General features: G+C 38.9%; 13 protein-coding genes. 8 read left to right on the forward strand and 5 right to left on the reverse strand.

Annotated elements, in window-relative coordinates; translation table 11 throughout:
- Positions 1-4 precede the first annotated feature (4 nt).
- Positions 5-421 (reverse strand): MAPEG family protein, encoded by a 417-nt coding sequence (locus CWB65_RS00975; RefSeq protein WP_138739641.1) that lies wholly within the window; start codon positions 419-421, stop codon positions 5-7.
- 170 nt (positions 422-591) lie between these two features.
- Here CWB65_RS00975 and CWB65_RS00980 point away from each other — a divergent pair, with 170 nt between their 5' ends.
- Complete coding sequence (locus CWB65_RS00980; RefSeq protein WP_138739642.1) at positions 592-3,477, forward strand: insulinase family protein; 2,886 nt, start codon at positions 592-594, stop codon at positions 3,475-3,477.
- 342 nt (positions 3,478-3,819) lie between these two features.
- Here the strand turns inward: CWB65_RS00980 and CWB65_RS00990 are convergent, their stop codons facing one another.
- The 4 genes from CWB65_RS00990 to CWB65_RS01005 form a co-directional block, all read right to left on the reverse strand.
- Positions 3,820-4,428, reverse strand: coding sequence for a PqiC family protein (locus CWB65_RS00990; RefSeq protein ID WP_138739643.1), 609 nt, complete (start codon positions 4,426-4,428; stop codon positions 3,820-3,822).
- Positions 4,428-6,083 carry an intermembrane transport protein PqiB gene (gene pqiB, locus CWB65_RS00995; protein WP_138739644.1) on the reverse strand — a complete coding sequence of 552 codons (1,656 nt, stop codon included), beginning with the start codon at positions 6,081-6,083 and terminating at the stop codon, positions 4,428-4,430. The genes CWB65_RS00990 and pqiB overlap by 1 nt, the downstream gene beginning before the upstream one ends.
- A complete protein-coding gene (locus CWB65_RS01000; protein ID WP_006791694.1) occupies positions 6,080-7,246 on the reverse strand; it encodes a paraquat-inducible protein A in 1,167 nt (388 codons plus the stop codon). The genes pqiB and CWB65_RS01000 overlap by 4 nt, the downstream gene beginning before the upstream one ends.
- A gap of 499 nt (positions 7,247-7,745) precedes the next feature.
- Positions 7,746-8,561, reverse strand: coding sequence for a thioesterase family protein (locus CWB65_RS01005; RefSeq protein WP_006791695.1), 816 nt, complete (start codon positions 8,559-8,561; stop codon positions 7,746-7,748).
- 248 nt (positions 8,562-8,809) lie between these two features.
- Between CWB65_RS01005 and dnaK the strand changes: the two genes are divergently transcribed.
- The 7 genes from dnaK to CWB65_RS01040 all read left to right on the forward strand — a co-directional run bounded on the left by dnaK (position 8,810) and on the right by CWB65_RS01040 (position 14,336).
- The gene (gene dnaK / locus CWB65_RS01010) at positions 8,810-10,726 is read left to right on the forward strand and encodes a molecular chaperone DnaK (protein WP_138739645.1); all 1,917 of its coding nucleotides are present in this window, start codon (positions 8,810-8,812) and stop codon (positions 10,724-10,726) included.
- 201 nt (positions 10,727-10,927) lie between these two features.
- The gene (gene dnaJ, locus CWB65_RS01015) at positions 10,928-12,067 is read left to right on the forward strand and encodes a molecular chaperone DnaJ (RefSeq protein ID WP_006791697.1); all 1,140 of its coding nucleotides are present in this window, start codon (positions 10,928-10,930) and stop codon (positions 12,065-12,067) included.
- Positions 12,068-12,154: 87 nt separating this feature from the next.
- Entirely contained in the window at positions 12,155-12,616 is a 462-nt protein-coding gene (gene ybaK / locus CWB65_RS01020; protein ID WP_138739646.1) for a Cys-tRNA(Pro) deacylase, read from the forward strand.
- Between the two features lie 104 nt (positions 12,617-12,720).
- On the forward strand, positions 12,721-13,125 hold the full coding sequence (locus tag CWB65_RS01025) for a DUF1761 domain-containing protein (protein WP_138739647.1): 405 nt from the start codon (positions 12,721-12,723) through the stop codon (positions 13,123-13,125).
- Positions 13,126-13,181: 56 nt separating this feature from the next.
- Positions 13,182-13,559 carry a response regulator gene (locus tag CWB65_RS01030; protein ID WP_138739648.1) on the forward strand — a complete coding sequence of 126 codons (378 nt, stop codon included), beginning with the start codon at positions 13,182-13,184 and terminating at the stop codon, positions 13,557-13,559.
- A gap of 110 nt (positions 13,560-13,669) precedes the next feature.
- Entirely contained in the window at positions 13,670-13,921 is a 252-nt protein-coding gene (locus CWB65_RS01035; RefSeq protein ID WP_138739649.1) for a hypothetical protein, read from the forward strand.
- 151 nt (positions 13,922-14,072) lie between these two features.
- Positions 14,073-14,336 (forward strand): CBU_0592 family membrane protein, encoded by a 264-nt coding sequence (locus tag CWB65_RS01040; protein ID WP_008127470.1) that lies wholly within the window; start codon positions 14,073-14,075, stop codon positions 14,334-14,336.
- The last annotated feature ends 34 nt before the right edge of the window (positions 14,337-14,370 follow it).

Genomic DNA, 14,370 nt, shown 5'->3' on the forward strand with positions numbered 1-14,370 from the left:
TATATTAAATAAATAGCCGCCAAATCATCGCAAGCCACATCGCAAATACAGACACGCAGCCAATTAAAAACACGTTAAATCGAGCTCTTACGTTATTTGATCCTAAATGAATAATGCTATGTAATATGCGTGTTATTACAAATACGCAGGCCAAAATTGCAACCACAACGCTTGCACTGTTTAATTGCAAAGCTAACAAGCAACCGGCGTAAAATAAAACGGGTATTTCAAACTGGTTAGTAAAGTTTCTATCCGCAACCCTTACATGGTCACCTGCGTTATCTAATCGCATCGTTGCAAAGTCGTTTAAGTTTAACTGTTTATTTTTAGCTGCTGCAAAGCGTCTTCTCCCCATTAAAATCATTACGGCCAAAGACAGGGTGACTTGCACAAACATGGCAAGTATTATTATTTTTTCCATTGTAGTTCCTTGTTATTGTTTTAGTCAGTATGCAGACATTTTTCACAATGTGTTACACAAAAAAGCGTTAACTGCTAGAAAGTATTCAGTACAAAGTGTTAGTTTATATTATCAAACCTGCTTTTGAATTAGCATAACCTTTTTTGCATCATGCTTTTAATGGAAATAAAATGAAAAAAATTATTTGTCTCAGTGCCATCGCACTCGCTGTTCTCAGCGGTTGCTCTAATACATCTTCATCAGTAGCAACCTCGCCACAAGCCTCGTTACTATCAGACACTTTAGTGGTTAGCCCAAATGATAATAGAGAATATAAAACACTAAAGCTTGCTAACGAAATTGAGGTTATTTTAGTGTCTGATCCAAGCGCAGAAAAATCTGCTGCTTCACTAAGTGTAGGTGTGGGTTTACTGCATGATCCTATGTCTCAGCAGGGTATGGCGCATTACTTAGAGCATATGCTGTTTTTAGGCACAGAACGTTACCCTGATACAAAAGGGTATTCAGATTTCATGACCAAAAATGGCGGAGCACACAACGCCTATACGTGGCTCGAAATTACAAACTACATGTTCAAAATAAACAACAGTGCGTTTGACGAAGGACTCGACCGTTTTTCTGACTTTTTTAAAGCCCCTAAGTTATACCCAGAATACACAGAAAAAGAAAAAAACGCAGTGAATGCTGAGTGGTCTATGCGCCGCGAACTGGACTTCTTTGGCCAATTTAAATTAGCGCGTAAAATGATGGGCGAGCATCCGGCAAATCGCTTTTTAATTGGTAACCTAGAAACACTAGGCGATAAAGAAGGTAGTTCGCTTCATCAAGAAACCGTTGATTTTTACAATAAATATTATTCGTCAAATATTATGAAAGTCGCACTTATTTCTAATTTGCCAATCGCCGATATGGAACAAAAAGCGCAAAAATACTTCGCTGACATTAAAAATAAAAACATCGAAAAGCCAAGTGTTACTGCTAATTTAGATTTTGATAAAGCGGGCGGTAAACGCGTATTTTACTCGCCAAATGAAGATGTAAAACAGTTAAAACTTGATTTTACAATTACCAACAACAGTGATGAGTTTGCTGTTAAACCTAACCGTTTTGTTTCATATTTACTAAGCAATGAAATGCCGGGTAGCCCAGCACAATTACTAAGAGATAAGGGCTGGGTTTCACAGCTAGGGGCATCAGCCTCTCCAACACAATATGCAAACTATGGTGCCTTAACGGTCGATATTGAGCTTACTGATTTAGGTATGCAAAACCGCGAAGCAATTGTTGCAGTGGTTATGCAATACATTGATTTAATAAAAAAAGAAGGGGTTAATAGCAAGTACTTTAACGAAATACGTACCTCGCTTAATAACCAATTTAAATTTTTAGAAAAGGGCGACGAGTTTAACTATGTAAGTGCTCTAACAGGCAGCATGCAAGTTTACCCGCTTAATCACACGATTAACGCGCCTTACCACTATGCAAAGTTTGATGCTGACGCCGTTAATGATGTGCTAAACCAGCTCAACGCAGATTCACTGCGTATTTGGTACATTTCACAACAAGAAGAAACAGACTCTCAATTATACTTTTACGACGGCAAATACCGCATAAATGACATTAGTGATGATGAAATAGCAAGCTGGAATAAGCCAAGTGAGTTTAAATTAGCGCTTCCTAGTGTGAACAACTTATTACCTGAAAGTTTTGCAATTAAAACGGCTGAATTTAAAGAGCAAAAACACCCAGAGCTTGTTTTCGATAAGCAGGGCGTAAAAGTATGGCGTCAAGCAAGTCAAAAATTTGCTGAGCAACCTAAAGGGCTCGTTGAGGTTTATATAAATACACAACCGGGTCTGAACGACATAAGTGCTGAAGTGCTTTACTCTGTTTGGGCAGATTTATACAACATTAAGCAAAGCCAATTAAGCACTGAAGCTGCTGTAGCGGGTATGGGCGTTAGACTAGCACCAAGCAATGGGCTTGTATTATCACTTAATGGGTTCACTGATAAGCAAGATGTATTGCTTAAACAGGCTTTGAGTGGATTAAACGTTAAGGCTACTTCGCAAGCGTTCGAGCAAGCTATTGACCGTTACACGCGTGACTTATTGAATCAACAAAAGCAATTTCCTTATGCTCAAGCCTTTGGTGCTTACTCTAAGCTAACTCGTACGGGTAGCTTTGATACCGATGAATTAATCAAAACTGCAAAATCATTACGTGTTGCTGACTTAACAAAGTTACAACAAGCTACATTTTCTAATAATGATTTGCGTGTATTTAGCTACGGTAATTATAACCAGCAAGATATAGAATCAATAGCAGGCGAGCTCATAGCTGTTTTACCTAAAAATCATACGGTGAGCGAGTTTGCACGTAGTAAAGCGTGGTTGCCACAACCCGGTGAAACGTTAGTATTACAAAAAGATATAGATGTAGCCGATGTTGCTGTGGTTGATATGACCGTTCACCCAATACCGGGTTACAAACAAAAGGCTCAGGCTGCTGTATTACGCGATCATTTTAGGACGATCGCATTTGACAAAATGCGAACAGAAGAACAACTCGCTTATGCAGTAGGTGCTATTGCAAGCTCAATCGAAGATTATTCTGCTGTTGGTTTGTTCATACAAACCCCTGTAAAAGGGCCTAAAGAAGTACAAGCTCGCTTCGACCAGTTCAAAAAAGAGTACGCGGTAGAGCTTGATAACATGACAGAAGACACATTTTTACAGCTTAAAAATGCGACTTTGGTGTCACTTAAAGAGCAACCTAAAAACTTAAATGATGAAATGGGTCCTTTAATTAACGATTGGTACCGAGAAAACTTTAGTTTTGACTCAAAACAAAAGTTAATTAATGAAGTAGAAAAAGTAACGCTTGCAGATATAAAACAGTACTACAAGCAAACTATGCTAAACCCACAAGCAGCGCGTTTAAATGTCCAGCTGCGTGGTACTAAGTTTATTGAAAGTGACTTTGCTGATTTACCTAATCAAACCAAAATCACTACGCTTGATGCTTATTACAATGGCATTAAGTTACAAAAATAAGATTGATAAATAAGTCAAAAAATAAACCCCAATGTACTGATGCATTGGGGTTTTTTATTTATTTCAATATCTATAAAGTACTTATCTCATGCTTTAAAACTCATAACAGCCAGCGATGCTGCTATTAATGTGTAAGGTAATTGCATAACTCCAAAGTTCATTAAGTTACAACGAGAACGTAGTGCTGTAAGCATGGTGAAGTCTGAATAAAAAACGCGTTGCTGCAAATGGTGATACAGATAATAACAATGTTTATTAGTGTCTATTATTAAAGTTAGATTTTAACAGGGTAGGCAAGGCGGTTATTAGTGATGATAAAACCGCCATTGATATATATGGTTATTAAAGTCGTGCTTGTTCTATTGCTTTGGCTACATCTAAGTTTATGTTTAGCCACGTTTGCTCAAGCGTGGCTACTAAACCGTCGTAGCCGTCTTCTTTTATGGGCACTAGGCGTGAGAAGTTATGCACACTAATCAAGCGGCGGCCGGTTTCTGGGTGAGTATAATATAAGTGCCATAGTCCAGAGATATTAGCATTGCCTTGCATATCACCATTAAAATGGTGAATTTCGTACTCAAGCTCATAAAATGTTTGCTGATCAAGCTCGGTTATTACAGGTAGCCCTTTGATAACCATCCAAGTGGGCATATTTTTAAATAAAGTTTGTTGGGCAGTGGCAGTAAGCATAACGTCAGGAGACTCGCCCCATAAATGATAATTTGCAGCATGAATTTGATTATTATCAATTTTCATCGCTATGCCTAAATTGTTTAATGCGCCTCTTAAAATAACTGTTTGCACTCTCAACTGTGCGTTGGTTTCACTAATATTTCGTGATGATGAATCAATAGGCTGTTCAAATTGGTAATACTGAGTCGCATTTTGTATTGCTGAGCTACAGCCCGACAATACTAAAAGCAAACTTGTTATGAGTAATAGCGTTTTCATTATTGCTTCCTTGGTATTGGATCTGCGGGCAGTGATTTGTCAAAAATTAGCATGTTTGGTTGCTCATTTAAGCCGCGTGTCAAAGGTTGTATTTCTTCACTTAAGCGCTTAAATTCACGTAGTGTTTGTTGTAATTGATGATGAAATTCAGACCCAGCCTGATAACTGGCCATTGTTTTATCAAATTGTCGCATGGTCACTTCAAATTGCTCCATGCTTTTGGTCATTTTTGCAAAGTTACGATTTATATCACCGGGTAAATTTTGAGTATCTTTTTCATTTAATAGTGTGCGCATTTCATTTGCAAGAGACTGGTAGTCGGCAAAGGCAACTTGTATTTGGGCTAAGCTTTCTTCAACTTTTAAATTATTAACTTTGTTTAATACATCAGAAACCTGGTCGGCAAGTACGGTAATTCCGCTCGATATACTAGGAAAAACGGTATACTGTCCCAGTTTTTCAAACTCCGCTTCTGGCGCATCGGGGTACATATCAAAATCAACATAAACTGCACCAGTTAAAAGATTTCCGGGCTTTAAAGAGGCGCGCATGCCAATTTCTATCCAGCCTTTTAAGCTTTCTTTCCAAAAGTCTTTAGCTGTTGCGCTGTGGTGATAAATACGCCCGTACTCTATTTTTATAAGAACAGGTACTGACGTGTTTGCACTTTTAAAGTGAGCAGGTTTACCATTAACAATTATGTTTGCAGGCGCTTCAACTACTGTACCAATGCGAATACCACGATATTCAACAGGGGCACCGGGTCTGAGCCCTCGAATTGATTGTTCAAAATCTATTATGTAATAGTCAAAGTCGTAAAAGCGTTCTTCTAGTGCTTCTTTATAGCTTTGGCTAAGTGAGAAATTGTGACCATCGTTAGCTATTTCCCCTGGTGTTTGGTTATCGGGTAAGCCAACTGAAATTCCGCCTTTTAAAAGCTTACTCAAAGAGCCTGTATTAATATTTATGCCATCAGCAGATAAATCAATTTCTATACCAGCGTTGACCCAATAAATTGAGTTGTTGGTAATTAAGTTTTGGTACGGCGCTTTTATAAATATACCGTACTTCATTGCTTGGTTTTCCCAATCAAATGTGGCGGTTTCTATTTGGCCAATTTTATAATTCTTAAAAAATATTCCGGTACTAACATCAAGTACTTCTGCGTTATAACTAAGTAGTTTAAAGCGACCACCTTGCACGTCTTTGCCTATTAATGCAGGTTCTTCTTGCAGGGTGAAATTTTCTTTAAGTGTATTACTTTCGCCCGGTGCAAATTCTAAATATACCCCAGAGAGTAAAGTACTCATTCCACTTATGCCGGTTTCATCTATACGTGGTTTTACCACCCATATTTTTGCGTCGTCGGTAAGTAAGTCTTCATAGCTTTTATCTATTTGAGCCCGTGCAATCACACTGTCTTGGGAGTCGGATAAACGAACGCTGTCTATTTGCCCTATTTTTACACTGCGCACTTTTATTTCTGTTTTACCTGCAATAATGCCCTCGGCTTGCGGCATCTCAATATATATAGTGGGGCCTTTATTTGCTTGATATTGATAAAGCATCCACACGCCGACAAAAAGCGCTATGGCTGGAATAATCCAGATAGCAGAGATTCTTGGTTCATCTGTTACTTGGGCAGTTTCGGTCATGTTTTAGTCTCTGATGATTTATTTTTAGGTGAATCCCATAAAAGGCGTGGATCAAATGAATGAGCAGCCATCATTTGGCATATTACCATAACGGTAAAAAATGCAATGCCTAAGCCTGGTGTAACTGACATTAAATTACCTAGCTGTACTAAAGCCACTAAAATGGCGACAACAAAAACGTCAATCATTGACCATTTACCAATAAACTCAGTGAGTTGGTAAATTCTAGTGTAACTTTTTGTATGCCTGTTTGCAGGTTTTGTTACCATAATACACAAAAAGCTTAGTACAAATGCTTTGGCTAAAGGAACAACAACACTCGCAAAAAAAATGATACCTGCAATGGGATAAGAACCACTTTTCCAAAGTAAAATGACCCCACCAATAAGTGTGGACGGGGTTTCATCACCCAAGCTTGTTGTATTCATGATAGGCAATACGTTGGCTGGTATATAGCAAACAATAGATGTGATGAGCCAAGCAGTTGCTTTTTGAACGCTATGAGGATTACGTACATGTGTTTTGGTGTGGCATCGCTGGCAGACCTTACCTGTACAAAGCTGATGACACACATGACAGGCTTTAATATTTTCATCAATAGCACGTTTAGCGTGCTCGGCACCTTCTAACACTTTTACTGGTTTTATTTGAGCCCATAACCTTGGACGATTTAAGTGTACTAAAGCGGCAATGTATAAAATAACAAAGCCAGCATAAGCCCAAAAACTTGCCCCAAAGCTTATATCAGCCAAAGACATAATTTTAACCATGCTGACTAAAACACCAATTAAAAATATCTCAGACATAATCCATGGCTCAAGTGCCAAAGTAAACTTAAGCAACCTACGCGCAATGCCTTGTGGCAATGTTTTTAAAACACCTAAATGAAGGGGTATTAAAATAATTAATAAACTCATTGGTAAGGCAATAATGCTTAAATCAATAAAAAGGCCTAACAATTCACTATCGTAATTGAATAATATTCGGGCTGCGTCGGGGAGGGTGATAGTTTGGGTTATACCATTACTACTAAATGATAAAAAAGGATAAAACATACTGCTTAGTAGCATTAGCAAAGCACTAAAGCTTAACGCCACTATGCGATTATCGTGGTTTACGTTGGCTTCGCATAATTTATGATGGCAATGCGGGCAAATCGCCATTTGCTTAGCGATAATTCTTGGTATATCTATGATCAGGTCACAGCAGGGGCAAACAGTTTGCAATTTAGTACCAAACAATAATGCATTTATTTGATTTTGCAATATTTGAAGCTGTAATACAACGCGAACTGTTAATTTTGAATACAGGCCAAGCCAGAAACTATCTGATTGGCCAGCATTTTATATATTAAGGTCTGTTGACCTTTCAAGGTTAAATTTGCAGAGTCTGTATTAGTATTAAGGAAGAGCTTATTTAGTATGGTTATTCCTCATAAATTGTCGAGAACGTAGCATTAATGCCAAACAGGCGCTTCCCAAGGGGGGGGGCTTCCTAGGGGCTATTTACTCTTTGTTACTCAGTTTTTACTTATTCTTACATGGATGTAAGTCAGTAGAGTAATGCAGGAGCAGTTATCGAGCCCACTAGGTTAAAAATCTCGCGCCGCTATTATATAGCCCTTAGTTTGAACGAATTTTAATCCGCAAAGTTCAACCGACCCTAATCAAACACGGCAACAGTTTGGCGGGTAAGAGCAATGAGCTCACCTGACTGTGACCAAATGCACCCGTCCTCTAAACCATATCCATCTTTAGAGTGATGCGTAATTGCTTCAAAGCCAAGCCACTCGCCAGGCGTTAAATTGGGAGACTGAACAAACTCTAAATACCACGACATACTACTTGCAGGTCCGGGTTGTTTAAACATTTGTAATAATGTTGGCGGCCATGCATCGGTTAGTGCAATTACATGCGCTTCTGTAATGGTTTCAGGTGTATGTTTAAGTCGCATCCACCCACCTAAATGAGATGTGTCTGCCCCTGTAAAGGGCATTGCGCCTTGCTGTGGGCATAAATCCACATGCTGAAAAAATTCAGGCATTTGGCCTTTTATAAAGGGTAACGTATAACGCTCGTTAACAGGGCTTAAACCTAACGACTTTGAAACAGGAACATTAATAGCTGACTCTCTATTTTTAGCAAAGCAAGCCTGCACGATTACGGCTACTTGCTCATTTTGAATTGCTTTAGCGAGTACTTGTGTACTGTTTTTACCCTCACGTAATACTTCAACATAAAGTGAAAAAGGGGTGTCGGCGAGTAAAGGCCCAACAAAATTAGTACTTAATGAAAGAAGTCGGCGGTCATTATTCACTTTGCCTCTAATAGCCTGATATAACAATGCAGCTGATAAACCACCAAAAGCGGTTCTTCCTTGGCACCAATTTTCAGGAAATTGCATGGTAAGTGCGGATTGTTCGATTTTATCTGATTGACCTATTTTAGCGGCTTGCTCAAGTAGTTGGTCAAAATGCATGGGAAATATCCTTTAAAAGTGCAATTTAATAAATTTATAACACAACCAAACTGGTCAGGCCAGCATTTAAAGGTGTGTCAAACGCTCTAAAAATCATCATTCCTTACAATTATTGGGGTTATTTTGTAAATAAATCATAAAAAATGAATTTTTTTTCATTTTTACAGTTGAATTAGTTTTAGGGCATCCCTATTTACTAGTCATCGAACGAATTAACGTATAACGAATTTTGAAGTTGGAGAAGTTTCATGGGTAAAATTATCGGAATCGATTTAGGTACTACAAACTCTTGTGTTGCAGTACTTGATGGTGACAAAGCACGTGTTATAGAAAACGCGGAAGGCGATCGCACAACCCCGTCTATCATTGCTTACACGCAAGACGGTGAAACATTAGTAGGTCAATCTGCTAAGCGTCAAGCGGTTACTAACCCTACTAACACATTATTTGCAATTAAGCGTTTAATTGGTCGTCGTTTTGAAGACGAAGAAGTACAACGCGATATCGGCATTATGCCATTTAAAATCATTAAAGCTGATAACGGCGATGCATGGGTAGAAGCGGGCGGCGAAAAACGCGCTGCACCACAAATTTCTGCTGAAGTACTGAAAAAAATGAAAAAAACTGCAGAAGACTTCTTAGGTGAAGAAGTAACTGAAGCGGTAATTACAGTACCTGCATACTTTAACGATTCACAACGTCAAGCAACTAAAGATGCCGGTCGTATTGCTGGTCTTGAAGTTAAGCGTATCATCAATGAGCCAACTGCTGCTGCCCTAGCTTACGGCATGGACAAAAACAAAGGCGAAAACATTGTTGCTGTATACGACTTAGGTGGCGGTACTTTCGATTTATCAATTATTGAAATTGATGAAGTTGAAGGCGAGCACACATTTGAAGTACTAGCTACCAATGGTGACACTCACTTAGGTGGTGAAGATTTCGATAACCGTGTTATCAACTACCTAGTAGCTGAATTTAAGAAAGACCAAGGCTTAGATCTAAAAACAGATCCACTTGCAATGCAACGTGTTAAAGAAGCTGCAGAAAAAGCAAAAATTGAGCTTTCTTCAGCACAATCTACAGAAGTTAACCTTCCGTACGTAACTGCTGATGCAACTGGTCCTAAGCACATGAACGTGAAACTAACACGCGCTAAGCTTGAGTCACTTGTTGAAGATTTAGTAACTAAATCTCTAGAGCCGCTTAAACGTGCACTTGCTGATTCTGATTTATCAGTAGGCGACATCAACGACATTATTCTTGTTGGTGGTCAAACACGTATGCCTTTAGTACAAAAAACAGTTGCTGATTTCTTCGGTAAAGAGCCACGTAAAGACGTTAACCCTGATGAAGCTGTAGCTGTAGGCGCGGCAATCCAAGGTGGCGTACTAGCAGGTGATGTTAAAGACGTACTATTACTAGACGTTTCTCCATTATCTCTAGGTATTGAAACAATGGGTTCTGTAATGACAGCGCTTATTGAGAAGAACACGACGATTCCTACTAAGAAATCACAAACGTTCTCAACAGCAGAAGATAACCAGTCTGCGGTAACAATTCATGTGTTACAAGGTGAGCGTAAACGTTCAAGCGACAACAAATCTTTAGGTCAATTTAACCTTGAAGGTATTCGTCCTGCTCAACGTGGTACACCACAGATCGAAGTAACATTTGATGTTGATGCTGACGGTATCTTACATGTATCTGCTAAAGATAAAGACACAGGTAAAGAGCAAAAAATTACTATTCAAGCGTCTTCAGGTTTAAGCGATGAAGAAGTTGAAAAAATGGTACGTGATGCAGAAGCGCATGCTGAAGAAGACAAAAAGTTTGAAGAGCTTGTAGCTGTTCGTAACCAAGCAGATGCAATGGTTCACGGTACACGTAAGCAAGTTGAAGAAGCGGGCGATGCTTTACCAAGTGAAGATAAAGAAGCGATTGAAGCGGCAGTTGTAGACTTAGAAGCTGCAATTAAGAGCGACAACAAAGACGAAATTGAAGCTAAAACGCAAGCACTTGCTGAAAAGTCTCAAAAGTTAATGGAAATTGCTCAAGCTAAAGCACAGCAAGGTCAAGCAGACGCAGGTGAGCAACAACAATCAGCTAAGCAAGATGATGACGTTGTTGATGCAGAGTTTGAAGAAGTAAAAGACGAAAAGTAATTGTTGCCGACGCTTCTAACTGACCAAAAACACTTAACTCGGTTAGGTGTTTAGGTTAGGATGAACAAATGAGGCGCGCGAGCAATAGCTTGTCGCGCCTTTTGCATGTATTTAAGGTTCATAATTCAATGATAAATCGATGAGATTTATCGGTTTATCCCGCAGCTTACGCTGCAAAATAGAAAGAGTAGTGTGATAGATATGTCAAAACGCGATTATTACGAAGTCCTCGGCGTAAGCAAAGATGCGAGTGAGCGAGACATAAAAAAAGCGTATAAACGCTTAGCGATGAAATATCATCCAGATCGTACCGCAGGCGATAAAGAGCTTGAGACCAAGTTCAAAGAAGTAAAAGAAGCATACGAAATTCTAACTGACGATCAAAAACGCCAGATGTACGACCAATACGGTCATGCGGCCTTTGAACAAGGCGGTGGCGGTGGTCATGGCGGCTTTGGTGGCGGCCATGGCGATTTTGGTGACGTATTTGGCGATGTGTTTGGTGACATTTTTGGTGGCGGCGGTGGCCGACGTCAATCTCGCCAGCAACGCGGTTCTGATTTACGTTACAACATGGATTTAACGCTTGAAGAAGCGGTTCGTGGTAAAGAAGTAGAAATTAAAGTACCAACATGGGTAAGTTGTGACCCTTGTGATGGAAGCGGTGCAAAAGCGGGTTCTAAACCTAAAACATGTACTACCTGTCATGGTGCAGGCCAGGTGCAAATGCGCCAAGGTTTCTTTGCTGTTCAGCAAACATGTCCTACGTGTCAGGGGCAAGGTCAAATTATTTCAGATCCTTGTAACAGCTGTCATGGTCAAGGCCGTGTAGAAAAAACTAAAACGTTGTCGGTGAAAATACCAGCGGGTGTTGACACAGGCGATCGTATTCGTTTATCGGGTGAGGGTGAAGCCGGGGTACATGGCGCACCAGCGGGTGACTTATACGTACAAGTGTCTGTAAGAGAACATGACATATTTGTACGTGAAGGTAACAATTTATATTGTGAAGTTCCTATTAGCTTTACTACATCTGGTTTAGGCGGTGAAATTCAAGTACCGACACTTGATGGTCGTGCAAAACTTAAAATACCGTCAGAGACGCAAACCGGCAAAATGTTCCGTATGCGTGGCAAAGGTGTTAAGTCTGTACGAAGTGGCGCACAAGGTGATTTAATTTGTAAGGTAGTTATTGAAACACCTGTCAATCTTAACGAGCGCCAACGTGAATTACTTAAAGAGTTAGAAGAAAGCATGGGCACAGATAGCTCAAAAAACCGTCCTAAAGAGCAAGGCTTTTTTGATGGTGTTAAAAAGTTTTTTGATGACTTAACAAAGTAAAAATTATGTTGTTTAAAAAAACGGTGCTTTACAGCGCCGTTTTTTTTGCTTTAAATTTGCTAACACCTCTAAAAAAGTGAGAACCCAATGACACCCGCTATCGCACTGCTCGAAAAACAAAAAATAAAGTTCGAAATACTAAGCTATGAGCACGATGTAAACAATGGTCACTATGGCTTAGAGGCAGTTGAAAAACTCAATTTAAATAGTGAGCAAGTATTTAAAACACTTGTACTAGAAACGCATGAAGGTGAATTAATCGTTGCCATCACCCCCGTATCTCAACAAGTTAATCTTAAACAGCTTGCTAAAGTGGCAAAAACAAAAAAAGTGGCCTTGGCCGCGCCTCAAAAAGTAAATGTAAGTACCGGTTATATACTTGGAGGTGTGAGCCCAATAGGACAAAAAAAACGTCTTAAAACATATATTCACAGCAGTGCTAGTGAGTTTGAAATTATATATGTCAGTGCCGGTAAGCGTGGGTTGGAGTTAAAGTTAGCCATAGACGATGTAGCTGAGTTAACAAAAGCAACGTTTGCATTGTTCTAATAGTTTGTAGTTATTTATGTGTCGGTTACACTTTAGTATTTGCTGCTTTAGTTAATATTAACTACATTAAAAAGACGTTACGATTCAGGAAATTTCAGTGTTGTATGAATTTTTCGGATATTAATTTTATTTCGATACTGGTTGCTGCGCTTTCGTCGTTTACGTTAAGTAGTGTTTGGTATTCAAACTTATTATTTAGACAAGCTTGGCTTGAAAGTTGCGGCTTGACCGAGCTTGATTTGCAAAGTGCCAATAAAAAACGCATATGTGTTGGCACATTTTCATTTTCATTTTTGGCTGCATTTGTACTGTCGATATTTTTAGGTAACGAGTCGAGCTTGGGTTTGAGTGTAGGGACTGGTTTTGCTATTGGTTTATTTTGGGTGAGCAGCTCTTTGGGTTTAAGTTATCTTTATGAGCAGCGTCCAGTAAAACTTTTTTTGATAAACAGTGGTTACTATGTAAGCCAATTTTCGTTGATGGGATTAATTTTAGGCGGGTGGCCATAATTGATTTATAAACACAAAATTGTCTATCTTTTTATTTATTCAGGTAACTAAATAATATGAAAATACTTGTTGTTGATGACGTACCACTGATGCGACATGTATTAATTAACATGCTTAGAAATCTAAACTATCTTGATATTGTTGAAGCGACCGATGGTATTCAGGCGTTCACACTGTTAAAAAAGCAGGCTTTTGATTTGGTCATCACTGATTTATATATGCCCAAAATGGACGGTAAAGATTTACTAAATAGAATAAGAAATGACGAACAGCTTACCTCAACTCCTGTCTTGATGGTGACATGCGAAGATAATTCTAAAACTATAAAAAATGTAATCGCAGCTAAAGTTTCAGGCATTATTGTTAAGCCCTTTAGCCTTAAATGCCTCGCTGATCACTTAAATCATGTTTTAGCTACTGCCAATAAGTCATGAACTGGGCGGTTAAAATATTTTCTAGTCACTACGGCTGTTTTAATTTACGGGCTACCTCATTAAACTTATCTTATTTAACCTTAAATATAATTATTAATTACGGAGGTGTTTTGGCACAACCAAACAAAAAAGGCCCTATAAAAACCGTTGATATTTTTTGCTCGTCATGCAGAACGCAACTTTTTAAATATCGCAAAGGGGGGAAGGGGGCGCTTGTTAAGTGTTTTAAAGAGCGTATATCTCAAGACTTCACAAAAATTCCGTGTATTTGCCCAAGTTGTGAGCGGGCTTTTGCAAGACCTGCTTTAATCCGCGGCGCACCTGCCTACAAAATGATAGGTGGAAAAGTTACATTTAAATAAGCTAAAAAATATATGCGGACATATGGCCTTGTTTGAAACTGCTTTGTTGCTATGATCGCCCGGTTTTGCTGTTTCAATGAATGAAAAATACCCTCCCCATGGAATGGGCCAGTTTTTTGGGTTATTTGAAAAATGGATAAAGGATAGTTTCGTGATAGCACTCTTATTTGACATCATCGGTATGACAGGCACATTTTTAGTTGTTGGCTCGTTTTTTCTACTTCAATTAGGTAAAACAACACCAACCAGCTTGACGTACAACATGATGAACCTAACAGGGGCGATTTTATTATTAATAAGCCTTTGTTATAACTTTAATCTAGCGAGCTTTGTGATAGAAATATTTTGGATAGCTGCTTCATTAATTGGTTTATATAAGTATATAAAAAATAGATCAGCATTAGCGACTAGTTAATTTTGATATGTTCGCCGTAGACCTCTTGTTTACG

The organism is Pseudoalteromonas sp. S554 (genome assembly GCF_005930865.1).
Lineage (GTDB): Bacteria > Pseudomonadota > Gammaproteobacteria > Enterobacterales > Alteromonadaceae > Pseudoalteromonas > Pseudoalteromonas marina.

Excerpts from the sequence above, each read along its gene's own strand:
- CWB65_RS00990 (WP_138739643.1), bottom strand. The coding sequence starts at position 4,428 with ATGAAAACGCTATTACTCATAACAAGTTTGCTTTTAGTATTGTCGGGC.
- pqiB (WP_138739644.1), bottom strand. The coding sequence starts at position 6,083 with ATGACCGAAACTGCCCAAGTAACAGATGAACCAAGAATCTCTGCTATC.
- CWB65_RS01025 (WP_138739647.1), top strand. The coding sequence starts at position 12,721 with ATGAATTTTTCGGATATTAATTTTATTTCGATACTGGTTGCTGCGCTT.
- CWB65_RS01000 (WP_006791694.1), bottom strand. The coding sequence starts at position 7,246 with ATGGCGATTTGCCCGCATTGCCATCATAAATTATGCGAAGCCAACGTA.
- CWB65_RS00975 (WP_138739641.1), bottom strand. The coding sequence starts at position 421 with ATGGAAAAAATAATAATACTTGCCATGTTTGTGCAAGTCACCCTGTCT.
- CWB65_RS01030 (WP_138739648.1), top strand. The coding sequence starts at position 13,182 with ATGAAAATACTTGTTGTTGATGACGTACCACTGATGCGACATGTATTA.
- CWB65_RS00980 (WP_138739642.1), top strand. The coding sequence starts at position 592 with ATGAAAAAAATTATTTGTCTCAGTGCCATCGCACTCGCTGTTCTCAGC.
- ybaK (WP_138739646.1), top strand. The coding sequence starts at position 12,155 with ATGACACCCGCTATCGCACTGCTCGAAAAACAAAAAATAAAGTTCGAA.
- dnaK (WP_138739645.1), top strand. The coding sequence starts at position 8,810 with ATGGGTAAAATTATCGGAATCGATTTAGGTACTACAAACTCTTGTGTT.
- CWB65_RS01005 (WP_006791695.1), bottom strand. The coding sequence starts at position 8,561 with ATGCATTTTGACCAACTACTTGAGCAAGCCGCTAAAATAGGTCAATCA.
- dnaJ (WP_006791697.1), top strand. The coding sequence starts at position 10,928 with ATGTCAAAACGCGATTATTACGAAGTCCTCGGCGTAAGCAAAGATGCG.